Genomic DNA, 25,147 nt, shown 5'->3' with positions numbered 1-25,147 from the left:
TGGCGGCATGGTCGCCGAATGGGCGCCTGGCCGCCATCCCGCCAAGGGGGGGCACCCAAGCAAGGGGGTGGAGGGAGCTGGGTTGGGTTGCGGGACATGCTAGGCCTCAGCCATGAAGTGCTCTGCGGGCTTGGGCTATGTGCGGCGCCGAACAGACGTCCCTGACGCCAGCGAATATTGTCGCGCGATGAATATCCGCCACCGCTCCCAAGCCAAAGCGCCGGAAGCGCCGGAAGCGCCGGAAGCGCCGGTGCACCCGTCGCCGGCTGCGGGCCAACCCTCCCGTGTGCGGGACGTACTGACCACGGCGTTGGACCAGAGCCATGAGGTCAAGGCCGAGGTTCAGGCCTGCGCCGAAGACCTGGGAATGGCCAACGAGCGGGCGAAGGCTCGTATTGAGCAGGGGGCCTGTATGCTGCCTGCCGCCCAGGCGCTGCAAAACGGTCTGGCCGTCGAAGAGCGGGTGCAGGGTTGCGCCGACGATCTGCAGCAACTGGCCAATAACCTCAGTGATGGAGTCGACGAGGTCCAGGCGGTGGAGCAGGCCCTGACTCGCTCCCGTCTGGCGCTGGCAGACTCCGAGGCGGCGCTTGCCCTGTCCCGCGACGCCGAGCGCACCGCCACTCAGATCGCCATGCATGACCAAAAGACCGGCCTGCCCAACCGCACGCTGTTCGATGATCGTCTGGCGCAGGCTATTGCCGGGGCCGAGCGTCATGGCTGGCTGCTTGCTGTGCTGTTCCTGGACCTGGATCGTTTCAAGCTCGTCAACGACACGCACGGCCATGCCGCCGGCGACACCGTGCTGACGGCCGTGGCGCAGCGCCTGATGCGCAACGCGCGCGATGAGGACACCGTCTGTCGCAATGGCGGCGATGAGTTTCTCTACCTGCTGATCAATCCCTCGGGCCGCGAGGCCGTAGCGCATATCGCTGAGATGGTCCACAAGACGGTTGGCTTGCCTGTCGACCTCGCGGCAAAACAGTTTCGAGTCACGCCCAGCATCGGCATCGCGCTCTACCCCGAGCACGGCATGAGCGGCCCGACGCTGATCGCCCATGCCGACGCTGCGATGTACTGCGCCAAGAAGCGCGGCAGCGCGTTCGAGTTCTTCGAGCCTGCGGCCCAGGCCAAGCGGCCCCCAGCTCAGCAGTCGGACTGAACCTTTGCGCAGGCTGCGCATCAGCCGGCGGACCTGATGCACAAGACTTGCGACGGCATTGCCGCAGCGCGCGGGCGCGCAACTGGTCTGTGTCGGCGTCGAACAGCGAGATCAGTCAGCCTGTTGCCCGAATTGCGACCGACTGGTACGACGGGGGTGAATGTTGGCCATTGGGGGACATGGCATTCAGGCCTTCGTCGATCCTCCCCGGGGTAAGGGGCTCAGGTTTGGCCCCATGCCTTTGGCCAATGCAGCCAATAATGAAGAAGATGGGGCTCGCCAAGGGGGAGGACTGATGCAACGAGTTCGAAGATCAGCGCTAGAAGGGCGGGCGCAAGGCCAGCGCGTGGTGTTGTTGCTCTCGTTGCTGGCTGCCGATGCCTGCGCTCAAGCCGGTCCGGCCAAGGAGACGGTGCTGGCTCCAAATTCGTCGATCGGCGTGGCGATGGCCAACCAGCGTATTTCGGTGCAAGCGCAAACCGATACCGGTCGCGTGTTCAAGTTCAATGAGTGCGAGTTCCGGATCTCTGCGGCAACACAGAGTGAACGAAACCAAGGTAGTCATGGGATTTATCATGGCTTCTATGAAGGTGGGCAAGACTTCAAGAAGCGTTTATTGCTTGATGGTTGCCAGCAACTGCGGACGCCTCGGTTTCGTGAAGCACAAGTCCATTTGCCCAGCGAAGCTTTCGCACTTGAATGGTTGCGCCGTAAGTCGAGGTCGACCGATGGCCGTGCCATCGTCCACCCAGGCCTTGTGATGACTTGGCAGTACCGCCCGGCACTGGACAGTGTTAGCGTCGACATTTACAGGGCGTGCGTGAACGGCAAGCCGGTGGAGTTCAGCAAGTTGCTCCCGCAGGGGGAGCCAGACCCGGTACGCGTTGCTATGGACGGTCCCATGCTCCCCTGCGCAGCAGTCCCCCAGAAGGTCGCTGCGGACACAGCCGTGGGGTTGCGGCGGATGTGGCATGAAGGTGATCGCATGCAACTGGATGCGGCTGCTCACAGAGTGAAGACAAACGGCCAACCCATGCCGCCATAGAGCGCCAGCCGGCCTCTGGCTGCGAGAACCCTAGCGAGACACGCTCGCCGCCGCACAAAGGAGAGACAGAAATGACAAAGCCACCGCTAGGCGGTGGCTTTGCTACCTCAGGGAGGAGGAGAGGGCGGAGTTGCAGCCGACCCTGACTCAGCCCGCCGTCACCGGAATCTTCACCGCCTTGCCCGAGGCGATGCGCTCTTTCCACTCGGCCGGGCCGGTGTCGTGGGCGTTGGTGCCGCTCGAATCGACAGCCACCGTGACCGGCATATCGGTCACGTCGAATTCATAAATCGCTTCCATGCCCAGGTCCTCGAAGCCCAGCACTTTGGCAGCCTTGATAGCTTTGGAGACCAGGTAGGCGGAGCCGCCGACGGCCATCAGGTAGGCGGCCTTGTTGTCGCGGATCGCGTCGATCGCGACAGGGCCGCGTTCGGACTTGCCGATCATCACGGTCAGGCCGGTCTTCTCCAGCATCATCCGGGTGAAACCGTCCATGCGTGTCGCAGTGGTCGGGCCGGCTGGGCCGACGACTTCATCGCGCACCGGGTCAACCGGGCCGACGTAATAGATCGCGCGGTTGGTGAAGTCGACCGGCAGCGGCTCACCCTTGGCCAGCATGTCGGCGATGCGCTTGTGCGCGGCATCGCGGCCGGTCAGCATCTTGCCGTTCAGTAGCAGCGTGTCACCGGCCTTCCAACTGGCGATCTCTTCGCGGGTCAGTGCGTTCAGGTCGACGCGGCGGCTCTTGTTGTAGTCGGGCGCCCACTTCACATCTGGCCACAGGTCCAGGCTGGGCGCTTCCAGATACGTTGGGCCGGAGCCGTCAAGCACGAAGTGGGCGTGGCGGGTGGCGGCGCAATTGGGGATCATCGCGACCGGCTTGCTGGCGGCGTGGGTCGGATAGGTCTTGATCTTGATGTCCAGCACCGTGGTCAGGCCGCCCAGGCCCTGGGCGCCGATTCCCAGCGCATTGACCTTCTCATAGAGCTCGATGCGCAGCTCTTCGAGCTTGTTCTGCGGGCCGCGTTCCAGCAGTTCGTACATATCGATGTCGTCCATCAAGGACTCTTTGGCCATCAGCATAGCCTTCTCGGCCGTGCCGCCGACGCCGATGCCCAGCATCCCCGGCGGGCACCAGCCCGCGCCCATTTGCGGCACGGTCTTGAGCACCCAGTCGACCAGGTTGTCGTTCGGATTCATCATCACGAATTTGCTCTTGTTCTCCGAGCCGCCGCCCTTGGCGGCCACCATCACATCGACGGTATTGCCGGGCACGATGCTGACGCTGATCACCGCCGGCGTGTTGTCTTTGGTGTTCTTGCGCTCGAACAGTGGGTCGTTGAGCACTGAGGCACGAAGCTTGTTGTCGGGGTGGTTGTAGGCGCGGCGCACGCCCTCGTTGACGGCGTCCTCCAACGAGCCGGGGAACCCTTCAAAGCGCACATCCATGCCAACCTTCAAGAACACATTGACGATGCCGGTGTCCTGGCAGATCGGTCGGCGGCCCTCGGCACACATCTTCGAGTTGGTGAGGATCTGCGCGATCGCGTCCTTGGCGGCGGCGCTCTGCTCGCGCTCATAGGCGCGGGCCAGGTGCTGGATGTAGTCGGTCGGGTGGTAGTAGCTGATGTACTGCAGGGCGGCAGCCACGCTGTCGACGAGGTCGTCGTGCTTGATCGCGGTGGTCATGATGAGGCAGGTCCGGGTTTGTAGAGCTGGCAGGATTTTAGCGAGGCCAGCTTTCCCCCTGCTTGCGCTCAGCCGGCAGGGGCTGCAGCAGGCTCGCTGACCTTGGCCACACGCATGAGTTCGGCCTCCAGCCAGGGCAGCAGCGCATCGAAGCTCTGGGTCAGTGCCTGCGACAGCGCCTGCGCTGCGCCGGCGGCGCTGGCGATTTTGGCTGGCACCTCGGCGTCGAAACGCCGGCGCGCGACGCGCTGGCGGCTGCGGCGGTCGAACAGCTCCAGGGTCAGCGCCAGCTTAGCGCTGCCGGGCTCGCTGCTGACCTCGTGATGCAGGCTGGAGATGCCCACGGTCAGCAGCCAGTCGGAGCGCATCGGGTCACCCAGCAGCCCCACCGCGCCGGCAATGCCGCGTGCCTCCAGGCGCTGCTGCAGCAGGCGCGGCACCTGGCGAACGGGCTGTTCGACCCAGCTGCCCTGCTGGTAGAAGGCGAATTCATGCGCTCGCTTCGAGTAGGCTATCGACACCGTATCGGCCATCGCATTGGCCGGCAACTGCTGGATCAACAGCGCGCCGACCAGGGGGGCTGGCCTTCGTTCGGCGGTGCCGGTTCCCTCGTCATGCAGGCGGTACAGGGCCTGCAAGGGCGCGTCGCCGCCACCTACCGAGACGCAGGCGCTCAACAGCGGCGACAGGCTCAGGCCCAGCAGCAGCAGCCGTCGCCGCAGATGGGCTTCTTGATGGGTGGCGCTCATGGCTTCTTCTCTCCGGGGCCGAGTTGTTGTGCGCTGGGCCCCAACAGGGCCGCGCGCGGATCGCGCAGTCGGTCGAACACGCGGGTGGCGGCGTCGATCGACAGGCGCAGCTCGGACATGGCCACGCTCAGCTGGTCGTCGACGCCGCTGGCCGTGTCCTCAAGCCGGCGCGCTGTCGCTACCGACTGGGTCTGCAGCGCCTCGACCGCCTTGGCCGCCTGGCCCAGCGCCTGACGGGCCTCGACCAGGGTGCGCTCGGTCTCGGTTAGCGTGCCGTCCACGCGGGTACCCATGCGCTCGACCACCGCGGTGATGCGCTCGCCCGAGCTGCTGAGCTGGGTGGCGGCCTGGCCCACGCTCTCGGCCGCCGCACCGGTCTGCGCCAGCGTGCGATCCAGGGCGCCGAGTCGGTTGTTGAGACCTTGGGAGAGCTGGCGCAGATTGCGTATCGTCGCCATCACCTCGTCGCGGTTTTCGCTGCTGAGCAGCTGGTTGACGCTGGACAGCGTCGTCGCGGCCATCTCGCCGACCTGCTGGACTCGGCCGGTGATCACATCCAGATCGGAGCGGCCTTCCTTGATCAGCGGGTAGGTTTCGCCCTCGGCCACCTGTACCAGCGGCTCGCCCGGCGGCTCAGGCGTGATCAGCGTGATCGCGGCGATGCCGGTAACGAAGTTGCGGGTCACGACGGCCACTGTGTTGGTCAGCACTGGCGCGCGGCCGTCTACCCGCAGCTCTACCCGCACCCGGTTGAACTTGCTGGCTGCCAACGAGTAGTCCTCGACCCGGCCTATCTTGATGCCGCGCAGCGAGACATCGGCACCGACCTGCAGCCCGTCCAGCGCCTGCTGCTCGAAGTGAATCGCATAGCGCTTGAAGTCGCCCTGACCGCCGACCTTGCTCAGCCACAGCACTGCGACGATCAGCGCCGCCAGCAGGGCCAGCACGATCGCACCGACCCGGGTGTAGCGGGCTTCAGCTTCCATGGTCTTGCACTCCTTGAATTGTTGGCCTCTGCGCTCGCGAAGACCCAGGCGGCCCCCCGAGGGGGGGAGGCCCATCTTGGGCGCGGCCTGGCGAGGGACTTGCTGTGAATCTCGCCGAGAAGTACTCGCGCAGCCATGCGTCTTCGCTGGCCATCACCTGCCGCACCGGCCCATCGGCCAGCACCTTGGATTGGGCCAGCGCGATCAGCCGGTCGACCGAGCCCAGCAAGGTGTCCAGATCATGGGTAACGAGAAAGACTGTCAGGCCCAGGTCGTCGACCAAGGAGCGCACCAATCGATCGAAGGCGCGCGCGGTGATGGGGTCCAGCCCGGAGGTGGGCTCGTCTAGGAAGAGGATCTCGGGCTCCAGCGCTATCGCGCGGGCCAGCGCCGCGCGCTTGCGCATGCCGCCCGAGAGCTCGCTGGGCATCTTGGCCCCTGCCTCGGGCGGCAGGCCGGCCTGGTGCAGGCGCAGTGCCACGAGCGCGGTGATGGTGGTCGGGTCCAGGGCCGTGTGCTCGGTCAGCGGCACGGCGATGTTCTGCGCCACCGTCAGCGAGGAGAACAGCGCGCCGTCCTGGAACATCATTCCGAAGCGCCGCCGTACGGCTGCCAGCTCGTCGGCTGGTGCGCTCCACATCTCGGTGCCCAGCAGTCGTACCTGGCCGGCGGTGGGACGCTGCAGGCCTATCATCTCGCGCAGCAGCACCGATTTGCCGGTGCCGCTGGCGCCGATCATGCCGACGAGGGTGCCGCGCTCGACCGTGAAGCTCACGCCGTCGTGCACCGTCTGCGCGCCAAAGCGGGTGACTATGTCGCAGACCTCAATGACGGGCTTGCTTGCCATCACCACCCCAGGCTCTGCAAGAGGATGGCGAACCCGGCATCTAGCAAGATCACCGCGACGATGCCCTGCACCACGGTCGAGGTGGTGGCCGCGCCGACGGCGCGGGTGTCCTTGCCCACCGTCATGCCCATGCGGGCGCCGATCACGGCGATAACCAGCGCGAACACCGGGGCCTTGGACAGGCCCACCAGCACATGGCGCAGGTCCAGCGACTCGCGCAGCCGCGCAAGAAAGGCGCCGGGGGTGATGCCCAGCATCGGCTCAGCAATTGCCATCGCGCCAAGGATGCTCATGACATCGCCGACAAATACCAGCAGCGGCAGCACGAGCATCAAGGCCAGCACGCGTGGCAGCACCAGTACCTGCATGGTGGACAGACCCAGGGTCTGGATCGCATCGGTTTCTTCAGTGAGCCGCATCGCGCCGAGCTGGGCGGTGAAGGAGGCGCCGGAGCGGCCTGCGACGATGACTGCCACGATGATGGGCGCGAACTCGCGGGTCGCCCCGATCGCGACGCCGTCGACGACAAAGATATTGGCCCCGTACTGCTCCGCTTGCAGGCCCAGCAGATAAGCAATCACGACTCCGATCAGCAAGGTCACCAGGGCCACCACTGGCACAGCATTCAGTCCCGTCTGCTCGACCTGCACGGTCAGTTCGCGCAGGCGCAGCAAGCGCGGCCGCCGCAGCGCCTCGCCCAGCGCCACCATCGTGGCGCCGAAGAAGCTCAGGTGGCCGAGCAGCAGCGCGCGCAAGCCCAGGGTCTGGCGGCCGAGCTGGGCCAGCGCCGTCGGCGGGGCCGCCACCTGCGCTGGCGCTGCCGCCTGCAGATGCTCACGCACCCGCTCGAGGATGCGCGCCGGGACTTCGGCCAGCGCCTGCCAACGTACTTGCGGCGGCAGGGCGCGTAGCAGCACCAGCGCGGCGGCCGAGTCGATCTCGGTCAGCTCGGCTGCATCGACGCTCAGTGACTCGGGCAGTTGAAGTTCGCGCAGAGCCTGCTCGATCTCGGCCAGATGCACCATGCGCCAAGCACCCCGCAGCGCCAGGCGGGGCTGCGGCTCGGCGGTGTCCAGGGTGTACCAGGGGCTGGTGGGCATGCGTGCAGTGACGGCGGAGGGCTGGAGGACGAGGCACTCAGCATAGCCCAGGGGCATGAAGCCCGGATGAAGCTTGGCCGGTTCTCGGCGACTCCTACAGCCAGTTCTCGCCGTCTCCTACAATCGGCCGCCTTTGATTGATTGATCGCGCGCCTAGAGCGTCCCGAGGCAGCTCTTGCCCAGAGCCGCCCCCGCCACCCACTCTGACGACACGATGAACCTGCTTGCTTCGGTGGTTCTGCTGCCGCTTCTGCTTGGCACCGGCTTGTGCTTCTGGCTGGGCCGGGCCAGTTCCTTGCGCCAGGCCCCGGCCTGGGCCGCCGGCCTGATCACCGCCGCCGCGCTGGGACTACTGGCGTCGGCCGCACCGGCCGTGTTCGAGGGTCAGGTCTTGCTTGGCTTTGCCGAGTGGGTGCCTGCCATAGGCCTGAATATCGGCTTTCGGCTCGACGGCCTGGCCCTGCTGTTCGCCGGCCTGATTACTGGCATCGGCCTGTTGATCGTGCTCTACGGCGCCTACTATCTGCACCGCGAGGACCCGGCTGGCAAGTTCTACAGCCTGCTGATGCTGTTCATGGCCGCGATGCTTGGCATCGCGCTGAGTGACAACCTGCTGCTGTTGGTGGTGTTCTGGGAGCTGACCAGCATCTCGTCCTTTCTGCTGGTGGGTTACTGGGGCCACAAGGAGGAGGCCCGCCAGGGCGCGCGAATGGCGCTGGCGGTGACCGGCGGCGGCGGCCTGGCTCTGCTGGCAGGCGTCATTGTTTTAGGCCAGATCGCCGGCACTTACGAGCTCTCGCAGATGCTGGCGATGGGTCCCAAGGTGCAGGCCGATGGTCGCTATCCGCTGGCCCTGGCACTGATCCTGGTCGGCTGTTTCAGCAAGAGCGCCCAGCTGCCGTTTCACTTCTGGCTGCCCGAGGCGATGGCTGCACCGACGCCGGTCTCGGCATATTTGCACTCGGCGACCATGGTCAAGGCCGGGCTGTTCCTGATGATGCGGCTTTACCCGGTGATTGGGAGCGGCTCGGCGCTGTTTGAGACGGTGGTGGCCTCGGTGGGCCTGGCGACCATGGTGTTCGCCGCTTTCGTGGCCCTCTTCAAGCATGATCTGAAGGGCTTGCTGGCCTACTCGACGATCAGCCACCTGGGCTTTATCACCTTTCTGATCGGCCTGGGCTCGCCGATGTCGGCTGTGGTTGCGGTGTTCCACATCCTGAACCACGCCAGCTTCAAGGCCGCACTGTTCATGACGGCCGGCATCGTCGACCACGAGTGCGGCACGCGCGACATGCGCCGGCTTGGCGGATTGATGGGGCTGATGCCCTGGGTTGGCAGTTTGGCGCTGCTGGCAGCGGCGGCGATGGCCGGCCTGCCGCCGTTCAATGGCTTCCTGTCCAAGGAGCTGATGCTGGATCAGGCTTTGCAGGCTAGTTTCTGGGGGTCGCTGTCCTGGGCGATTCCGCTGTTGGCCACGTTGGGCGGGCTGTGTTCAGTGGCCTATTCGCTGCGTCTGGTCCACGATGTCTTCTTCAACGGCCCGGCGCGGGACTTGCCGAATCCGCATCCGCATGAGCCGCCGCTTGGCATGAAGGCGCCGGTGGCGCTGCTGGTCGCGATCTGTGTGGCTGTGGGTCTGGCGCCGATGTGGATCGTAGGTCCGTTGGTGCAACTGGCGGCAAGCAGCATGCTGGGCGCCCCGGCGCCGGAGTTCCACTTTGCGCTGTGGCACGGCTTCAATATGCCGCTGTTGATGAGCGCGGTCGCTGTGGCCGGTGGCGCGGTGCTGTACTTCGGACTCAACCATGGCGGGCGTCTGCACAGCTATCTGCCAGGGCCCATGAGTGCCAAGGCCTTGTTCCATGCCGTCATCGACGGACTGATCGGCCTGGCTGGGCGCGGCACCGCGCTGCTGGAAAACGGGTCGCTGCAGCGCTATGCGGCCTGGATGGTGGCGCTGGCGGTGGGCCTGTCCGTCTGGCCGATGCTGGGGCAGAACCTGAGCGGCGGCGACCGCGAGCTGGTGTCCGCGCCACCGCTGGCGGTGGGTGTGTGGCTGCTGCTGCTGGTGCTTGGCGCGGCGCTGCTGGTGATGCAGCGCCAGCGATTCGTCGCTGTGATTCTGGTGGGCGGTGTGGGCTTGATCTGCTCGCTCGCTTTTCTGGCGCTGTCGGCGCCAGATCTGGCGCTGACCCAGCTCTCGGTCGATGTGGTCTCGACCGCGCTGCTGCTGATGGGCCTGGCCTTGCTGCCGCAGTTCAGCCCGGTCGAATCGAGCCGGCTGCGGCGCGGCCGCGATGCGCTGCTGGCCATCGCTGGCGGTGGCGGCATTGGCTGGCTGGCCTGGCTGATGCTGACTCGCAACCACGACTCGATATCGTGGTACTTCCTGGAGAAGTCGTTGCCGGCCGGGGGCGGCACCAATGCCGTCAACGTGATCTTGGTGGACTTTCGCGGCTATGACACCTTCGGTGAGATCACCGTGCTGGGCATTGCGGCCGTGGGCGTGCTGGCCCTGCTGGATGGATTCCGGGTTGCCAAGCCCAAGGCCGATCCCGAAGGTCGGCCCTGGAGCTATGAGCGCGAGCCGTTGATGCTGCGCGTGGTCGCGCGTCTGGTACTGCCGCTGGCGCTGGTGCTGTCGGCTTATATCTTCTGGCGCGGCCACAACCTGCCCGGTGGCGGCTTCATCGCCGGCCTCATTACCGGTGTGGCGCTTGTGCTGCAGTACATGGCCCAGGGCCAGCAGCGTGCCGAGAGCGTGCTGCGCGCGGCCGGCGGGCAGCGCTTTGTACGCTGGATAGGTGCGGGCCTGGGCATTGCCTGGCTGACCGGGGTTGGGGCCTTTGTGTTCGGCCGGCCCTTCCTTTCCAGCGCCCACGGCCACCCGGCGGTGCCGCTGCTCGGCGAGCTGCCGTTGGCCACGGCGGCACTGTTCGACCTGGGGGTCTATATCACTGTGGTCGGCGCGACGATGCTGATGCTGTCGGTGCTGGGCTCGGCCAGCAAGGAAGCCGGCAAGGGACCTGCAAAAGCGGGCGGCTCACCACAAGGGGCGAAGGCATGACGATCACGATGGAGTTCCTGCTGGCCAGCGGCATCGGCTGGGTCACGGCCTGCGGCATCTATCTGCTGCTGCGTGGGCGCAGCTTCTCGGTGGTGCTGGGCCTGAGCCTGATCGGCTATGCGGTCAATGTCTTCATCTTCGCGATGGGACGGCTTTGGAGCGCGGCGCCGCCCATATTGAGCGACGGGGCGGCCGTGGCTGACCCCTTGCCCCAGGCCCTGGTGCTGACCGCCATCGTGATCGGATTTGCGACCACCGGTTTCGTGATCGAGCTTGCGCTGCGCAGCCGGCATGAGAATGGCACCGATCAGGTCGATGGGCGCGCCGAACAGCGATCCGACGAGCAAGGTGGAGCGCGATGAGCTGGATCGATCTGCACCTCCCCATCTTCCCGGTGCTGCTGCCGGCCGCCACCGCCGTGTTGATGCTCTTGTTGGGCGACCATGGCGGCAACGCCCACGGCGGCCACGGCCACCACAAGCTCTTGTGGGCCCGCCGTCTGGCGCTGGCCTCGACCGCGCTGGGCCTGCTGATCGCGGCTGCGCTGGTGCAGCGAGCCGCCGCCGGCGAGCTGATCAGCTACCGGCTGGGCGACTGGCCGGCGCCCTTCGGCATCATGGTGTTGGTGGACCGGCTGGGCGCGATGATGCTGTTGCTGGGAGCCTGTGTGGCCTTGCCGGTGCTCTGGTATGCCAGCGGCGGCTGGGATGCCCATGGCCGCTACTTCCACGCGCTGTTCCAGTTCCAGCTGATGGGGCTGTACGGCGCCTTCGTGACCGCCGATCTGTTCAATCTCTTTGTGTTCTTCGAAGTGCTGCTGATCGCCAGCTATGTGCTGATGGTGCACGGACAGGGGCGCGAGCGCTTCCGGGTGGGCTTGCACTATGTGGTGCTGAACCTGGCGGCCTCGGCGCTGTTTCTGATCGGCGTGGCCTTGATCTACGCGAAGACCGGCACCTTGAACCTGGCCGATCTTGCGCTGCGCGTGCCGCAGGTGGCGACGCCAGACGCCGCCGTCTTGAAGGTCGGGGCGCTGCTGCTCTTGGTGGTGTTTGGCTTCAAGGCCGCGCTGATGCCTCTGGCGATGTGGCTGCCGGCCACCTACGCGGCGGCCAGCCCGCCGGTGGCGGCGCTGTTTGCCATCATGACCAAGGTCGGGGTCTATGCCATCGTGCGCGTGCATGGTGTGGTGTTTGGCGACAGCGGCGGCGCCACGGCGCTGACAGTAGAGCCGGTGCTGCTGCCGCTGGCGCTGGCCACCAGTGTGGTGGGCGTGATGGGCGCCTTGGCGGCCCGCACACTGGCGCGTCTAGTCGCCTGGCTGACGGTGGCCTCGGTCGGCACGGTGCTGGCCGGCCTGGGGCTGTACGGCGCGGCGGCCTGGGGCGCGGCCTTCTACTACATGCTCAACAGCACACTGGTGATCGCGGCGCTGTTCCTGCTCGCCGAGCTGGTCGCAGCGCAGCGCGGTGATGCCGAAGGTCAGCTGGTGCCGGCCTCGCCAATGGCTCAGCCGACCCTGCTTGGCCTGATGATGTTGCTGGCGGCGGCTTCAACTGCGGGCCTGCCGCCTCTGCCGGGTTTCATTGGCAAGCTGATGCTGCTGGAGTCGGCAACCGGCCATGCCTGGGTCGTTGGCTTCTGGGCCGTGGTGCTGGGGGTGGGCTTTTTTACGCTGGTGGGCCTGGCGCGCGCCGGCAGCATCCTGTTCTGGCATGTGCGCAGCGATCTGCCGGCCTGTGGCGATTCGGGCAGCAGCCCCAAGCTGGTGCTGGCGACCTGTGCGTTGCTGGGCGCCAGTGTGCTGATGAGCGTGGCGGCCGCCCCCATCCAGCGCTATACCGAGGCGGCGGCGCTGCAGCTGATGGACCGCGCCGCCTATGCCCAGGCGGTGCTGGGCGAGCAGGGGGGGGCGGCGGCGCAGACGACCCGACCCTATCGAATTGACAAGGCCAAGGAGGTCCGGTGATGACTGACAAGAAATGGCTGAGCCACCCGGTGCTGTCGCTGCTGCTGGCGGCGGTCTGGCTGCTGCTGCAGCAAAGCATGGCCCTCCCGCAGCTGATCGCGGCTGCCGTGCTGGGACTGCTGCTGCCGCGCCTGCTGCACGGTTTTCTGGGGCCGGCGCTGCGCCTTCGCAAGCCCGGCCTGGCGTTGCGCCTTGTTGTCGTCGTGCTGTGGGACATCGTGATGTCTAATCTCGTGGTGGCGCGTTTGGTCCTATCGCCGGGGGGCCGCCCGCAGCCAGCCTGGGTGCGGGTGCCGCTGGCGCTGCGCCAGCCTGGCGCGATCTCGCTGATGGCCTCCATCATCACGATGACGCCGGGCACGGTGTCTTGCGTGGTCGATGAGGTGCGCCACGAAATCCTTGTCCATGCACTGGACTGCAGCGACGCGCCGGCGATGGCTGCCGAGATCAAATCGCGCTACGAGCGGCCGCTGCTGGAGATATTCGGATGATGGAAGACCTGCCTCTGATCGCCTGGGCGCTGGACTTCGCGAGCGCGGCCGTCGGCCTGGCCCTGCTGCTATGCGGCTGGCGCTTGCTGAAGGGACCGACGGCTACCGACCGCGTGCTGGCGCTGGACACCATGTACGTCAATGCGCTGGGTCTGGTGATATTGATGGGCATACGCCATGCCAGCGATTTGCTATTTGAGGCGGCGCTGCTGATCGCGCTGCTGGGTTTTGCCTCGACCGTGGCGCTTGCGCGCTATCTGAGTCGCGGCGATGTGATGGAGTGATGACGATGAACGAGCTGCATTGGACGTTGCAGGCCCTGATCGCGTCACTGCTGGTGATCGGTGGGGTTTTTGCGCTGGTGGGCGCGATCGGCCTGCTGCGCTTTCCGGACTTCTTCATGCGCCTGCATGCACCGACCAAGGCCAGCACACTGGGCATCGGCGGCGTACTGCTGGCCAGCCTGGTGATTCACTGGGCCCAGGGCGATCATGGCCTGCACGAGCTGCTGATCACGCTCTTCATCTTCATCACCGCGCCGGTTTCAGCCAATTTGCTGGCCAAGGCGGCGCTGCATCAGCGCCAGCCGTCCAAGGCCGAAGTCCCGGCCGATCAGCCGCAGCCTTGAGCGGCTTTAGTGCTTGCCCGAAGCGCTGTGATTGGCGTTGAGCAGCTTGTCGGTGTAGGCGATGGCGATGGCCGAGAACAGGAAGGCGATGTGGATCAGGGTCTGCCACATCAAGGTCTTCTCGGTGTAATTGTCGGCATTGATGAAGGTCTTGAGCAGGTGGATCGACGAGATGCCGATGATGGCGGTTGCCAGCTTGACCTTCAGCACCGAGGCATTGACATGGCTCAACCACTCAGGCTGATCGGGGTGGTCTTCCAGGCCCATGCGCGAGACAAAGGTCTCGTAGCCGCCGATGATCACCATGATCAGCAGATTGGAGATCATCACGACGTCGATCAGCCCAAGCACGACCAGCATCAGAATGGTCTCGTTGAGCTTGGCGATCGGCTCGTAGCCGGTCACCACGCCGGCCGCATCCTTGATCACGGTGGCTTTGTAGCCAATGCTCTTGACCAGCATGGCTAGCGCGTCCTGGTTGCCAAAGGCGGCCTCGATCAGGTGCACAAGCTCGGTCCAGAACTGGAAGACATAGACGCCCTGGGCCAGGATCAGGCCCAGGTAGAGCGGCAACTGCAGCCAGCGGCTGGCAAAAATCAGATTGGGCAGGGGGCGCAAACGGCGTGTGCTCATGGGGGACGGCTCTAGGGTTCGGTAGCGGGCGATTCTAGGGCCCCGGGGTCAAGCCGCATCGCGGGCCAATCACGCTCGGTTACGGGGTTAGAGTAAGCGCTTCGTCAGAGACTGCACGCACAGTGCTGACCGAGCGATACGCGATCTTGGATGCCCGAGGAGACAAAGCGATGACACAGAGCCACAAGCAATACCTGCCCAGCGCCGATTGGCAGGCCAACGCCCATGTCAAAGGCATGGCCGGCTACCAAGCCCTGGTGGCCGAGGCGGAGGCCGATTACCAGGGATTTTGGGCCCGCCAGGCGCGCGAGCTGATCAGCTGGCAGACGCCATTCACCCAGGTGCTCAACGACAGCGAGGCGCCGTTCTTCAAGTGGTTCGAGGACGGCAGGCTCAACGTCTCCTACAACTGCCTGGACCGCAATATCGAGGCCGGCCTGGGCGACAAGACGGCGCTGATCTTCGAGGCCGATAACGGCGATGTCACCAAGGTCAGTTACAGCGAGTTGCTGGGGCGTGTGTCCCAGCTGGCTAATGCGCTGAAGAGTCGTGGCGTGAAGAAGGGCGACCGCGTCGTTATCTATATGCCGATGTCGGTCGAGGGTGTGGCCGCGATGCAGGCCTGTGCCCGTATCGGCGCGACCCACTCGGTGGTGTTCGGCGGCTTCTCGGCGCAGAGCCTGCGCGACCGCATCCAGGACGCCGGCGCGGTGATGCTGATCACTGCGGACGAGCAGCAGCGCGGCGGCAAAGCGTTGCCACTGAAGGCCATCGTCGACGAGGCTCTGGCCGACAACAGCTGCCCGAGCCTGAAGGATGTGATCGTCTACAAGCGCACCGGCGGCGCGATCGGCTGGGTCGCCGGCCGCGACCAGTGGCTGCACGAGATCGTGGCCGGCCAGTCCAACGACTGTGCGCCGGAGTGGGTCGAGGCCGAGCACCCGCTGTTCCTGCTCTACACCTCGGGTTCTACCGGCAAGCCCAAGGGCGTCCAGCACAGCACTGGCGGCTACTTGCTGCATGCGGCGCTGACCACCAAGTGGACCTTCGACCTGAAGCCCGACGACATCTTCTGGTGCACCGCTGACATCGGCTGGGTCACTGGCCACACTTACATCACCTATGGCCCGCTGGCCCTGGGCGGCACCGAGATCGTGTTCGAGAGCATTCCGACCTTCCCGGATGCGGGCCGCTTCTGGCAGATGATCGAGAAGCACAAGGTCACGATCTTCTACACAGCCCCCACTGCGATCCGCTCCCTGATTAAGGCGGCCGAGAGCAACGAAGCTGTGCACCCCAAGCGCTACGACCTGACCAGCCTGCGCTTGCTCGGCTCGGTTGGCGAGCCGATCAACCCGGCCGCCTGGGAGTGGTACCACGAGAACATCGGCGGCGGCCGCTGCCCCATCGTCGACACCTTCTGGCAGACCGAGACCGGCGGCCACATGATCACGCCGCTGCCAGGCGCGACGCCGCTGGTACCGGGCTCCTGCACATTGCCCTTCCCGGGCATCACGACCGCCATCGTCGATGAGTTGGGTAACGACGTGCCCAACGGGCAAGGCGGTATCTTGGTCGTCAAGAAGCCCTGGCCCTCGATGATCCGCACGATCTGGGGCGACCCGGAGCGCTTCAAGAAGAGCTACTACCCGGCCGAGCTCAAGGGCTATTACCTGGCGGGCGACGGCGCAATCCGTGATGTCGACACCGGTTACTTCACGATCACCGGCCGCATCGACGATGTCCTGAACGTGTCTGGGCACCGCATGGGCACGATGGAAATCGAGTCAGCCCTGGTCAGCTGCACCGAGCTGGTGGCCGAGGCGGCCGTGGTGGGGCGTCCGGACGACACGACGGGCGAAGCGATCTGCGCCTTTGTCGTGCTCAAGCGACCGCGCCCGACCGGCGAGGAGGCCAAGGCCATTGCCAAGCAGCTGCGCGACCATGTGGCCAAGGAGATCGGTCCGATCGCCAAACCCAAGGACATCCGCTTCGGCGACAACCTGCCCAAGACCCGCAGCGGCAAGATCATGCGCCGACTGCTGCGCTCGGTGGCCAAGGGCGAGAGCGTCACACAGGACACCTCGACCCTGGAAAACCCCGCCATCCTTGAGCAACTGGGGCAGGCCTACTGAACCTGCAGACTGCAAAGAAAAAGCCCCGCACATGCGGGGCTTTATTCCTGGGTGGCCTCAGACGATCACTTGATCGTCATCACCCACTTGGCCAGTTCCTCGGCCTCGGCTGGATTGACCTGGGCGTTCGCGGGCATGGGCACAGGGCCCCAGACGCCGGAGCCGCCCTTGATGATCTTCTCGGCCAGCTTCTTGACGGCGTCTTTGTCCTTGGCGTACTTGGCCGCGACGTCCTTGTAGGACGGGCCGACCAGCTTCTTGTCGGTCGCATGGCAGGCCATGCAGTTCTTCTTCTGTGCCAGTTCGGCGTTGGCAAAAGCGGCCGGGGCGGCCAGGGCGGCGGCCAGCGTGGCCAGGGCAATCACAGAGGACTTCATGGTTTCCTTTCGGCTCAACAATCTCGGGGGTCTAGTCTGTGCAATCTGCACTACAGTGCTGACAGCATAGCCTCGCCAGCGATTTTATGGGGCGGCGTGGATCAAAGGAGTCGTGTGATGTTGTTGATGGCCGTCGGTGTCGTGCTCTTGCTGCTCAAGCTGGTTGGTGTGGCGCCGGTCAGCGAGTGGAGCTGGCTGTGGGTGCTGGCGCCCTTCGGCCTGGCCGTGCTGTGGTGGGCCTGGGCCGATTCCAGCGGCTACACACAGAAAAAAGCCATGCAGCGCATGGACCAGCGCAAAGAAGCGCGCCGCGAGCGCTCGCTCGAAGCGCTGGGCCAGAGCGAGAAGCAGCGCCGCAAATAGCCGGCCCCGCTCCTCTCTACACTTCTTTACTCGAACAGGTCGAGCACCGCACCCGAGCTGGCACTTGATGCGGTCTTCGCGAACTTGGCCAGCACGCCGCGGGTGTAGCGTGGCGCCGGCTGCTTCCACAGCGTCTTGCGGCGCGCCAGCTCGGCGGCGTCCACATGCAGTTCGAGCTTCAACTGGTGGGCATCGATCGTGATGCTGTCGCCCTCTTGCACCAGCGCGATCACGCCGCCCTCATACGCCTCGGGCGCCACATGTCCGACCACCATGCCCCAGGTGCCGCCAGAGAAACGGCCGTCGGTAATCAGGCCCACGGTCTCGCCCAGGCCCTGGCCAATCAGCGCGCCGGTCGGGGCCAGCATCTCCGGCATGCCAGGGCCGCCCTTGGGGCCTAGATAGCGCAGCACCATGATGTCGCCAGCGACGATTTTGTTGGCCATGATGGCGGCCAGCGCCGACTGCTCGTCCTCGAAGACGCGGGCCGGGCCTGTCATCACCGGGGTTTTCAGGCCGGTGATCTTGGCGACCGCGCCCTCGGGCGAGAGATTGCCCTTCAGGATGGCCAAATGGCCCTGTGCGTAGATCGGCGCGCTTGTGTCGCGAATCACGGACTGGTCGGCGCGCAGTTCGGGCACCTCGGCCAGGTTTTCTGCCACGGTCTTGCCGGTGATGGTGATGCAGTCGCCATGCAGCAGACCGGCCTTCAGCAGCACCTTCATCACGGCAGGGATGCCGCCGGCCTTGTGCAGGTCCACTGCGAGGAACTGGCCACTGGGCTTCAGGTCGCAAAGCACCGGAATCTTCTTGCGCATGCGCTCGAAGTCATCGATGGTCCACTCGACCTCGGCTGCATGGGCGATGGCTAGGAAGTGCAGCACCGCGTTGGTCGAACCGCCGGTGGCCATGATGACGGCCACCGCGTTCTCGATGGCCTTTTTTGTGACGATATCGCGCGGCTTCAGGTCGGCCTTTACGGCTTCGACCAGCACGGCAGCCGCCCGCTTGGTGTTCTCCACGACCTCGTCCTCGACATTGGACATCGACGAGGAGTAGGGCAGGCTCATGCCCAGCGCCTCAAAGGCCGAGCTCATCGTGTTGGCCGTGTACATGCCGCCGCAGGAGCCGCTGCCGGGGATGGCGCGCTTCTCGATCTGGCAGAAATCCTCTTCGCTCATCTTGCCGGCGCTGAACTGGCCCACCGCTTCGAATACGCTGACGATGTTCAGGTCTTGGCCCTTGTAGTGGCCCGGCTTGATGGTGCCGCCATAGATGTAGATGGCCGGCACGTTGGCGCGCAGCATGCCCATCATGCCGCCGGGCATGTTCTTGTCGCAGCCGCCGATCACCATCACGCCGTCCAGCCACTGGCCGCCGACGCAGGTCTCGACGCAGTCGGAGATCACCTCGCGCGAGACCAGCGAGTACTTCATTCCTTCGGTGCCCATGGCCATGCCGTCCGAGATGGTCGGTGTGCCGAAAATCTGCGGGTTGGCGCCGGCGGCCTTCAGGCCGATCACGGCGGCATCGGCCAGCTTTTGCAGGCCGGAGTTGCACGGCGTGATCGTCGAATGGCCGTTGGCCACGCCGATCATCGGCTTGCCGAAGTCGCTCTCCTGGTAGCCCATGCCGTAGTACATAGAGCGGTTCGGGGCGCGGGCTACGCCTTCGGTGATGTTTTTGGAACGGCGGTTGATTGCTGACATGGGTGTCTCCTCAGAATTTGCGCAGTTTGCTCGGCCGGTGATTGTTTATCAAATATATTATTTAGTGATGATTGATACGTTGCGAAGTAATGATTGAGCTCAGAAGCTTGCGTCAGTTCCTCGCCGTTGCAGAGGAGCTGCACTTCGGCCGCGCCGCGCTGCGCCTGCATATGACCCAGCCGCCGCTGACGCAAGCGATCCAGAAGCTGGAGCAGGCGCTGGGCGCGCCGCTGTTCGAGCGCAGCAGCCGTTCGGTGCGGCTGAGCCCGGCCGGTGAGGCTTTGCTGCCCCAGGCGCGACGCCTGCTGCTGGAGGCTGAACAACTGGGCGCCCTGGTGCGCGCGGCCGCCGAGGGCCAGCGCGGGCGTGTGCGGCTGGGCTTTGTCTCGACCGTCGGTTTCGGCGAGTTGCCGCGCTGGCTGCGCGCTTTCCGCGAGCAGCAGCCCGACATCGTGCTGAGCCTGCGCGAGGCAACGCTGGACGTGCAACTGCAGCAGTTTGCCGGCGAGGATTTGGACGCCGGCTTCGTCATTCATGCGCCGGGCGCCTTGCCTGCGGGTTTCGAGGCCCTGGGCATCGCCCGCGAGCCCATGGTGCTGGCGCTCAGCGCTGAGGAGGCGCTGGCCGCCCAGGCGCAACTGGCAGCAGCAGACATCCTGACACTCCCGCTGGTGATCTTCCCGCGAGAAATTGCGCCCTCGCTGTTCGATTCGGTGCTGGCCTTCTATCGCGATCATCAGGCCGCACCGGTGATCGCCCAAGAGGCAATCCAGATGCAGACCATCGTCAACCTGGTCTCGGCTGGCATGGGTGCTGCCTGGGTGCCGGAGTCGGTGATGGGCCTGCAGCGCAGCGGCGTGGTCTACAAGCGAGTGGCCGGCAAGGTGCCAATTTGCGAGACCAGTCTGATCTGGCGCCCAGATGCCGGGCCGGCGGTGCGGCGCTTTGTCCAGCATATTCAGGCATGTCTGTCCCGCCCACTATGATGCGCGGCTCGCTTCAAGAGGTGCTTACGCCATGCTGGTCCACCCCCAGTTCGACCCCATCGCCATCAGCCTCGGCCCGCTGGCCGTTCATTGGTACGGCCTGACCTATCTGGCCGCCTTCGGCCTGTTCCTCTGGCTGGCCTCGCTGAAAGTGCGTCAGCCGCAGTTTGCGGCGGCAGGCTGGAACAAGCGTGATGTCGACGATTTGCTGTTCTTCGGCGTGCTGGGCGTGGTGCTGGGCGGGCGTTTGGGCTATGTGCTGTTCTACAAGCCCGACTACTACATGCACAACCTCGGCGAGGTGCTTGCGGTCTGGAAGGGCGGTATGGCCTTTCATGGCGGCTTGCTCGGTGTGCTGGTCGCGATGGCGCTGTTTGCCAAGCTGCGCGGCCGCAAGTTCTTCGAGGTCACGGACCTGATCGCACCCTGCGTGCCCACCGGCCTGGCGGCAGGCCGGGTCGGTAATTTCATCAATGGCGAGCTGTGGGGGCGGGCGGCCGACCCCAGCCTGCCTTGGGCAATGATTTTTCCCCAAGCGGGCGACGGCGGTGTGCCGCGTCATCCCTCGCAGGTCTACCAATTCCTCGGCGAGGGCCTGCTGCTCTTCGTCGTCCTGTGGATTTATGCGCGCAAGCCGCGCGCGACCGGTCAGGTGTCCGGCCTCTTCCTGATTGGCTATGGGTTGATGCGCTTTTTGGCCGAGTTCTTCCGCGAGCCGGACGACTTCCTGGGCCTGCGTGCCTTCAATCTGAGTCAGGGACAATGGTTGTCGCTGCCGATGATCGCGGCCGGTGTGCTGATCTGGCTCTGGGCCAGCCGCCGCAAAGCCAACTGAGTCTTCTTCTAGTCCATGCGTCAAATCTTCTTCGATACCGAAACCACCGGTCTGTATGCCGAGGGCGGTGACCGTCTGGTTGAAATCGGCTGCGTTGAGATGGTCAACCGCCAGCTCACCGGCAACAACCTGCATATCTATGTCAACCCTGAGCGCGCCAGCCACGAGGAAGCGCTGAAGGTGCACGGCCTTACCGAGGACTTCCTCTCGACCAAGCCCAAGTTCGCCGAGGTGGCCGACCAGTTGCTGGACTTTCTGGCCGGCGCCCAGCTGGTGATCCACAACGCACCTTTCGATATCGGCTTCGTCAATGCTGAGCTCAAGCGCCTGAAGAAGCCACCAATCACCGACCATGTCGGCAGCGTGCTTGACACCTTGCTGATGGCGCGCGATATGTTCCCCGGCAAGGCCAATTCTCTGGACGCGCTGTGCCGGCGCTTGGAGGTCGACAACTCCAGCCGAACCCTGCACGGCGCCTTGCTCGATGCCGAGCTGCTGGCCGAGGTGTATATCCGCCTGACCCGCGGGCAGGATTCGCTGGTCATCGATGAGGGCAGCGGCAGCAGCCATTCGAACCAGCCGGGCGAGTTGCGGGTTGAGGCGGTCGACCTGAGCCGCTTCGCACTACCGGTGCTGCAGGCCAGCGAGGCGGAACTTCAAGCCCATGACAAAGTGCTGGCCGATCTTGACAAGGCCAGCGGCGGCAAAAGAATCTGGCAAGCTGCTTGATTGCAGCAACAATGGCATGGCATAATCGTGGGCTTCCCGGTTAACGAATTCCTGCAGGAGTTTGTTGGACGACCAGACCGGGCGGTTAGCTCAGCGGTAGAGCACTGCCTTCACACGGCAGGGGTCGCAGGTTCGAACCCTGCACCGCCCACCAAAGAGTTGTTGTAAATCAATAGCTCGTCAGTCGTCATAAGCGTCAGTTGGCTCGAGTGGTCCAAAAGCGGGCCAACCCGAGGTTCAGATTCGGGCGGTTAGCTCAGGGGTAGAGCACGACATTCACACTGTCGGGGTCGGGGGTTCGAAACCCTCACCGCCCACCAAAAGCCAGGGGGCACCATGCGAAAGCACGGTGCCCCTTTTGCTTTAGGCACACTGCGCAGCAGCACAGCACGTTCTCGGAAGGACCACGATCCTTGCTATGAGGGTGGAGGGTGCCGTCGAGGTGGGGGGCTTGAGAGTTTTTTGGGGTGGGGAGGGCCCTCTCCAGCAGTACAGCATTGATGCAGCTTCCAACGTCTTCAAGCTAATTTAGCTATAACGCCATCGCATTCGCTCTCGGCATGTGTAGGGTGCGGCGCACGGTTCTGACTGCCAGGCAATTCGTCGTCGCTGTACCCGCCTGCATCGGGGTACGCCGCTCGTTCTACCGCAGCGGCCTCCACTCGGCCAGCATCGCTGCACCGATGGCATCGCTCCCGCCGCTGCCTACCCCTACGCCGGTCTTCACAATGACTTCGCCGCGCGGGCGGCCCTGCAGGGCCGCCCGCGCGGCGAAGTCATGTTCGATCAAACCTGCCGAACTCACAGGCACAAGGGCGCTCAACCTAGAAACGATTCCTCACCGCCAAGTAGAGACGGTTCCTGACCGCCGTTCACACGCCTGCCTGCGACTGCGAGACGCAGAAGTTGACGACGCGCTCGCGGTCGTCGGGATGCATGCGCGAGGCCCAGTCATCAACGCTGACCCAAGTCGAGGGCGCCCAGCCGAGCAGGGCTTGGATCTGCGGGCCGATATAGCTGAAGGTCAAGGTTGTCCAGTCGATCTTCCATGGGATGGCACGGGTGGATTCAAGCAGGGTTCGGTAGACGGCGCCGTTGGATTCGCTGGGATCCATGGGTGAGAGCCTGGGTGCGACGCTCAAGCATAGTGGCGGGCAGCTGCTGGAACACGGGAGTTTTGCGCAGAGATCGAGACCGATCTTGGCTCCCAGTACCGCGCCGCGCTTGATCTCGGCTGGCCAATGGCTGCTCCGGCAGGCGTTGTTCTGGCCCCTGATACTGCGGCGAGGAGCGCTCGCCGCTACACTTTGCACATGGATGCGCTGATCGAGTCCCACCGCGAACAGCTTTTGTCGCTGGCCCATCGCCGCGGCATCACGAGTGTTCGCGTCTTTGGGTCTATGGCTCGGGATGAGGCACGCGATGACAGCGATGTCGATTTGCTGGTGACCTTAGCCCCTGGCACGAGCGCCCTTGCTCTGGGCGGGTTGTTGCTGGACGCTCAGGAGTTGCTGGGCCGTCAGGTGGACGTTGTGACTGAAGCAAGCCTGCATCCTTCGCTGCGCGACCGAGTGGTTGCGGATGCGGTCGCGTTGTGACGCCAGGGCCAGACAGCGACCGCGTGCTGCTGGCACACATGCGGGAGTGCATTGAGCGCATCCGCGAATACACAGGCGGTGAAATGACTCGGTTCGAGACATCGCGGTTGGTCCAAGACGCGGTGATACGCAATCTGCAGACGCTCACGGAGTCAAGCCAGCGCCTGTCCGGCGAAATCAAGGGGACGGAGCCGCAAGTTCCGTGGCGTGAACTGGCCGGCTTTCGCAACGTGATCGTGCATGGGTACCTCGGTATAGATGTTGCGGCCGTGTGGCTTGTTGTCTCGCAGGACTTGCCGCCGCTCGCGACCACCATCGACCGCATGATTGCCCGCACAGATCATCAGTTGTGAAGCGGCTGACCTGGGCCTGAGGTGACATGGGCGTGTGCGCCTGCTTGGCAGATGAGAATCCGCCGACGGCAGCGTCCACATGGGGCCTCAGCACCCGTTTGTCCTGAGCGCACGCTTCGGCCACTAGCCGGAACAGGTGATGCACACGCTGGTGGCGACACAGCGCCGTTTGATGCGTATGGTCATGTGCAATCAGCCTTAATCCGGCAGTTACCCCGTCGCCGGGAGGCCGCGAGGTGGGCGCGCAGGTCCGATGAGTGGCGCGATGCGGTCGCCGATGTGGCGCAGCAGGCAGCCCCGGCGATCGAGGTCCTTGTACTGCTGCGCAGCTGCCTTGATGTACCCCAAGGCCGCGCCGATGTTGGCGATCAGCCGACGCAATACATCGGTGCGCCCATGCAGCAGCGTGAGATACAGCGTGGTCTGGTTGGCGTGACTGACGGCCTTGCCGACCGCAGCCAGCAGCAGCGGTCGGCTCGTGATGGCTTCCAGCCTTCCCGTAGGGTGTGCCGCCCGGCAGTACCAACTCCACCGGTTGTAGACCAGCGCACAGGCTCTGGCCACAGTCTGGCTGCGATTGAGGTCCGGTGTCGTGAGGCCGCCTAAGCCCCACTGGTTCTTCAGCTCGTCGAACGCGTTCTCCGCGTCCGCCCGGTCTCGGTAGAGCTGTCCGATGGACTCCAGCGGGTAGTTCACGTCGGTGACCAGCACGGCGTATTCCCATAAGCGATCACCCTCGTGCACGCTCGGGCCCGCCAGGTCCAGGCGCAACTGCTTGTCGTCCACGCGCCGCTCTCTGGCGGTGCCGCCGCGGATGCGCTGGCGCACGATCATCACACGACGCTTGGCGCTCCACCCCAGCAGCTGCAGGCTGGCCTCCACCATCTGGCAACCCTGGCTGTCCGCGCGGCTCCAGTCTTGCCGGCAGAACTGTTGCGCCACCAGGCGCTGCACATTGATGCCTGGACGGCGCTCGGTGAGCTCACGATGTCCAAGGACCGCTTGCGAGCCGAGGAGATGGGAGTCTTGATGGCCAGTGTGCTGGTGCCCGCCTCCAACGCTTTCAACCCCTTCGGCCCGGCTGTGCGCGTCAATTCCCGACTGGGCACGGACAACGGTGTGGAGACCTTGCAGCGCGACACGAAGTTTGCCCGCGCGCTGCTGGGCGTGCGTGGCGAGGTGCTTCCCGGCTGGGAGCTGGAGGCGACCGCCTCGTCCACGCTGGATGACGGCCAGCATCCTCGTGCTCGCGTTGCCGTGGCGAGCGGCGCCTTCGAGCGAAGTGGTCGCTCATCGTGCATACCGGCGATGAGCGGTCCATTCGGCCTGGGCGGCCAGCCCACTCGGACTGCCGCCGGCCGCACCACTTGGAGAATGGGCGGATCGGGCCCAAGAGGGACGCCTAGGGCAAGCGAGTTGGGGTCTGTACCCTTGATGCAGCCGCTGGCGCCTGCACTCACGACCCTGCGCCGGGTCTGAGGAAGTCGCGCAGCAGGTCTCCATGGCTGCGCTTGCCGGAGTTGACGTAGTCGACCAACTGCTCGACCAGCTGCTTGTCGTCATTCTGATTTCGCAGTGCGGCCGGCAGGTTGCTGCTACGCACGATCGATCGCGCGTAGCCTTCAATGAAAGCCTGCTCGATGACATGCAAGGAGCCCAGTTCGTAGAAGGCCGCCATGCCTCGGATGTAGCTGGC

27 protein-coding genes, 2 tRNA genes and 1 pseudogene are annotated in these 25,147 nt (G+C 65.1%); 18 read left to right on the top strand and 12 right to left on the bottom strand.

Going from position 1 to position 25,147, the window contains the following annotated elements:
- Window positions 1–187: 187 nt before the first annotated feature.
- Together OOZ63_RS26150 and OOZ63_RS26145 are read left to right on the top strand one after the other, a co-directional pair.
- Window positions 188–1,162, top strand: coding sequence for a GGDEF domain-containing protein (locus OOZ63_RS26150; protein WP_266008607.1), 975 nt, complete (start codon window positions 188–190; stop codon window positions 1,160–1,162).
- 235 nt (window positions 1,163–1,397) lie between these two features.
- Complete coding sequence (locus tag OOZ63_RS26145) at window positions 1,398–2,207, top strand: hypothetical protein (RefSeq protein WP_266008606.1); 810 nt, start codon at window positions 1,398–1,400, stop codon at window positions 2,205–2,207.
- A 147-nt stretch (window positions 2,208–2,354) separates the two neighbouring features.
- Here the strand turns inward: OOZ63_RS26145 and OOZ63_RS26140 are convergent, their stop codons facing one another.
- The 5 genes from OOZ63_RS26140 to OOZ63_RS26120 form a co-directional block, all read right to left on the bottom strand.
- Window positions 2,355–3,896 carry a fumarate hydratase gene (locus OOZ63_RS26140; RefSeq protein WP_266008605.1) on the bottom strand — a complete coding sequence of 514 codons (1,542 nt, stop codon included), beginning with the start codon at window positions 3,894–3,896 and terminating at the stop codon, window positions 2,355–2,357.
- Window positions 3,897–3,964: 68 nt separating this feature from the next.
- On the bottom strand, window positions 3,965–4,645 hold the full coding sequence (locus OOZ63_RS26135; RefSeq protein WP_266008604.1) for an ABC-type transport auxiliary lipoprotein family protein: 681 nt from the start codon (window positions 4,643–4,645) through the stop codon (window positions 3,965–3,967).
- On the bottom strand, window positions 4,642–5,631 hold the full coding sequence (locus OOZ63_RS26130) for an MlaD family protein (protein ID WP_266008603.1): 990 nt from the start codon (window positions 5,629–5,631) through the stop codon (window positions 4,642–4,644). The genes OOZ63_RS26135 and OOZ63_RS26130 overlap by 4 nt, the downstream gene beginning before the upstream one ends.
- Complete coding sequence (locus OOZ63_RS26125) at window positions 5,621–6,478, bottom strand: ABC transporter ATP-binding protein (RefSeq protein ID WP_266008602.1); 858 nt, start codon at window positions 6,476–6,478, stop codon at window positions 5,621–5,623. The genes OOZ63_RS26130 and OOZ63_RS26125 overlap by 11 nt, the downstream gene beginning before the upstream one ends.
- A complete protein-coding gene (locus OOZ63_RS26120) occupies window positions 6,478–7,578 on the bottom strand; it encodes an MlaE family ABC transporter permease (protein ID WP_266008601.1) in 1,101 nt (366 codons plus the stop codon). Before OOZ63_RS26120 ends, OOZ63_RS26125 begins: the two co-directional genes overlap by 1 nt.
- Before the next feature lie 214 nt (window positions 7,579–7,792).
- On the opposite strand from OOZ63_RS26120, the gene OOZ63_RS26115 reads away from it, so the two are divergent.
- Genes OOZ63_RS26115 through OOZ63_RS26090 form a run of 6 tightly spaced genes read left to right on the top strand, consistent with a single transcriptional unit; the run spans window position 7,793 to window position 13,733 of the window.
- The gene (locus OOZ63_RS26115; protein WP_266008600.1) at window positions 7,793–10,645 is read left to right on the top strand and encodes a monovalent cation/H+ antiporter subunit A; all 2,853 of its coding nucleotides are present in this window, start codon (window positions 7,793–7,795) and stop codon (window positions 10,643–10,645) included.
- An 8-nt stretch (window positions 10,646–10,653) separates the two neighbouring features.
- A complete protein-coding gene (locus OOZ63_RS26110; RefSeq protein ID WP_266008640.1) occupies window positions 10,654–11,007 on the top strand; it encodes a Na+/H+ antiporter subunit C in 354 nt (117 codons plus the stop codon).
- Complete coding sequence (locus OOZ63_RS26105) at window positions 11,004–12,614, top strand: monovalent cation/H+ antiporter subunit D (RefSeq protein ID WP_266008599.1); 1,611 nt, start codon at window positions 11,004–11,006, stop codon at window positions 12,612–12,614. Before OOZ63_RS26110 ends, OOZ63_RS26105 begins: the two co-directional genes overlap by 4 nt.
- Window positions 12,614–13,105: a Na+/H+ antiporter subunit E gene (locus OOZ63_RS26100; RefSeq protein ID WP_266008598.1), complete on the top strand. Its 492-nt coding sequence runs from the start codon at window positions 12,614–12,616 to the stop codon at window positions 13,103–13,105. The genes OOZ63_RS26105 and OOZ63_RS26100 overlap by 1 nt, the downstream gene beginning before the upstream one ends.
- Window positions 13,102–13,389, top strand: coding sequence for a K+/H+ antiporter subunit F (locus OOZ63_RS26095; protein ID WP_323055789.1), 288 nt, complete (start codon window positions 13,102–13,104; stop codon window positions 13,387–13,389). Before OOZ63_RS26100 ends, OOZ63_RS26095 begins: the two co-directional genes overlap by 4 nt.
- 5 nt (window positions 13,390–13,394) lie before the next feature.
- The gene (locus OOZ63_RS26090; RefSeq protein ID WP_266008597.1) at window positions 13,395–13,733 is read left to right on the top strand and encodes a Na+/H+ antiporter subunit G; all 339 of its coding nucleotides are present in this window, start codon (window positions 13,395–13,397) and stop codon (window positions 13,731–13,733) included.
- Between the two features lie 6 nt (window positions 13,734–13,739).
- Here OOZ63_RS26090 and OOZ63_RS26085 read toward each other — a convergent pair whose 3' ends face one another.
- Window positions 13,740–14,366, bottom strand: a complete 627-nt coding sequence (locus OOZ63_RS26085; RefSeq protein WP_137942003.1) for a TIGR00645 family protein — start codon at window positions 14,364–14,366, stop codon at window positions 13,740–13,742.
- A 170-nt stretch (window positions 14,367–14,536) separates the two neighbouring features.
- Here OOZ63_RS26085 and acs point away from each other — a divergent pair, with 170 nt between their 5' ends.
- Window positions 14,537–16,501 (top strand): acetate--CoA ligase, encoded by a 1,965-nt coding sequence (acs, locus tag OOZ63_RS26080; protein ID WP_266008596.1) that lies wholly within the window; start codon window positions 14,537–14,539, stop codon window positions 16,499–16,501.
- Window positions 16,502–16,566: 65 nt separating this feature from the next.
- Here acs and OOZ63_RS26075 read toward each other — a convergent pair whose 3' ends face one another.
- The gene (locus tag OOZ63_RS26075; RefSeq protein ID WP_266008595.1) at window positions 16,567–16,878 is read right to left on the bottom strand and encodes a c-type cytochrome; all 312 of its coding nucleotides are present in this window, start codon (window positions 16,876–16,878) and stop codon (window positions 16,567–16,569) included.
- A gap of 117 nt (window positions 16,879–16,995) precedes the next feature.
- On the opposite strand from OOZ63_RS26075, the gene OOZ63_RS26070 reads away from it, so the two are divergent.
- A complete protein-coding gene (locus OOZ63_RS26070) occupies window positions 16,996–17,241 on the top strand; it encodes a TIGR04438 family Trp-rich protein (protein WP_266008594.1) in 246 nt (81 codons plus the stop codon).
- A gap of 26 nt (window positions 17,242–17,267) precedes the next feature.
- Here OOZ63_RS26070 and ilvD read toward each other — a convergent pair whose 3' ends face one another.
- Entirely contained in the window at window positions 17,268–18,950 is a 1,683-nt protein-coding gene (gene ilvD, locus OOZ63_RS26065; RefSeq protein WP_266008593.1) for a dihydroxy-acid dehydratase, read from the bottom strand.
- Between the two features lie 89 nt (window positions 18,951–19,039).
- On the opposite strand from ilvD, the gene OOZ63_RS26060 reads away from it, so the two are divergent.
- The 5 genes from OOZ63_RS26060 (at window position 19,040) to OOZ63_RS26040 (ending at window position 21,820) form a co-directional block, all read left to right on the top strand.
- Complete coding sequence (locus OOZ63_RS26060; protein ID WP_266008592.1) at window positions 19,040–19,936, top strand: LysR family transcriptional regulator; 897 nt, start codon at window positions 19,040–19,042, stop codon at window positions 19,934–19,936.
- A 31-nt stretch (window positions 19,937–19,967) separates the two neighbouring features.
- Window positions 19,968–20,771 (top strand): prolipoprotein diacylglyceryl transferase, encoded by an 804-nt coding sequence (lgt, locus tag OOZ63_RS26055; protein WP_266008591.1) that lies wholly within the window; start codon window positions 19,968–19,970, stop codon window positions 20,769–20,771.
- Window positions 20,772–20,786: 15 nt separating this feature from the next.
- Window positions 20,787–21,500 (top strand): DNA polymerase III subunit epsilon, encoded by a 714-nt coding sequence (dnaQ, locus tag OOZ63_RS26050; RefSeq protein ID WP_266008590.1) that lies wholly within the window; start codon window positions 20,787–20,789, stop codon window positions 21,498–21,500.
- A gap of 79 nt (window positions 21,501–21,579) precedes the next feature.
- Window positions 21,580–21,654: transfer RNA gene (locus tag OOZ63_RS26045), tRNA-Val, on the top strand.
- Window positions 21,655–21,745: 91 nt separating this feature from the next.
- Window positions 21,746–21,820, top strand: a tRNA-Val gene (locus tag OOZ63_RS26040).
- Between the two features lie 323 nt (window positions 21,821–22,143).
- On the opposite strand, the gene OOZ63_RS26035 is transcribed toward OOZ63_RS26040, so the two are convergent.
- Entirely contained in the window at window positions 22,144–22,305 is a 162-nt protein-coding gene (locus OOZ63_RS26035) for a hypothetical protein (protein ID WP_266008589.1), read from the bottom strand.
- Window positions 22,306–22,375: 70 nt separating this feature from the next.
- Window positions 22,376–22,615: pseudogene (locus OOZ63_RS26030) on the bottom strand (sensor domain-containing diguanylate cyclase); the annotation flags it as partial.
- 198 nt (window positions 22,616–22,813) lie between these two features.
- Here OOZ63_RS26030 and OOZ63_RS26025 point away from each other — a divergent pair.
- Both OOZ63_RS26025 and OOZ63_RS26020 read left to right on the top strand, forming a co-directional pair.
- The gene (locus OOZ63_RS26025; protein WP_266008588.1) at window positions 22,814–23,098 is read left to right on the top strand and encodes a nucleotidyltransferase family protein; all 285 of its coding nucleotides are present in this window, start codon (window positions 22,814–22,816) and stop codon (window positions 23,096–23,098) included.
- Window positions 23,099–23,121: 23 nt separating this feature from the next.
- Window positions 23,122–23,451 carry a DUF86 domain-containing protein gene (locus tag OOZ63_RS26020; RefSeq protein WP_266008587.1) on the top strand — a complete coding sequence of 110 codons (330 nt, stop codon included), beginning with the start codon at window positions 23,122–23,124 and terminating at the stop codon, window positions 23,449–23,451.
- 210 nt (window positions 23,452–23,661) lie between these two features.
- On the opposite strand, the gene OOZ63_RS26015 is transcribed toward OOZ63_RS26020, so the two are convergent.
- Window positions 23,662–24,405, bottom strand: a complete 744-nt coding sequence (locus OOZ63_RS26015; RefSeq protein WP_266008586.1) for a transposase — start codon at window positions 24,403–24,405, stop codon at window positions 23,662–23,664.
- 33 nt (window positions 24,406–24,438) lie between these two features.
- Between OOZ63_RS26015 and OOZ63_RS26010 the strand changes: the two genes are divergently transcribed.
- Entirely contained in the window at window positions 24,439–24,930 is a 492-nt protein-coding gene (locus tag OOZ63_RS26010; protein ID WP_266008585.1) for a hypothetical protein, read from the top strand.
- Here the strand turns inward: OOZ63_RS26010 and OOZ63_RS26005 are convergent.
- Window positions 24,908–25,147: hypothetical protein (locus OOZ63_RS26005; protein WP_266008584.1), on the bottom strand; the 240-nt coding region annotated here is incomplete at its 5' end. The two genes, OOZ63_RS26010 and OOZ63_RS26005, sit on opposite strands and share 23 nt — an antisense overlap.

Source organism: Paucibacter sp. PLA-PC-4, from assembly GCF_026241155.1.
In the GTDB taxonomy this organism is placed as follows: Bacteria; Pseudomonadota; Gammaproteobacteria; order Burkholderiales; family Burkholderiaceae_C; genus Roseateles_E.
The sequence above is the reverse complement of the archived record's forward strand: the minus strand, read 5'-3'. Positions and strand labels throughout refer to the sequence as shown.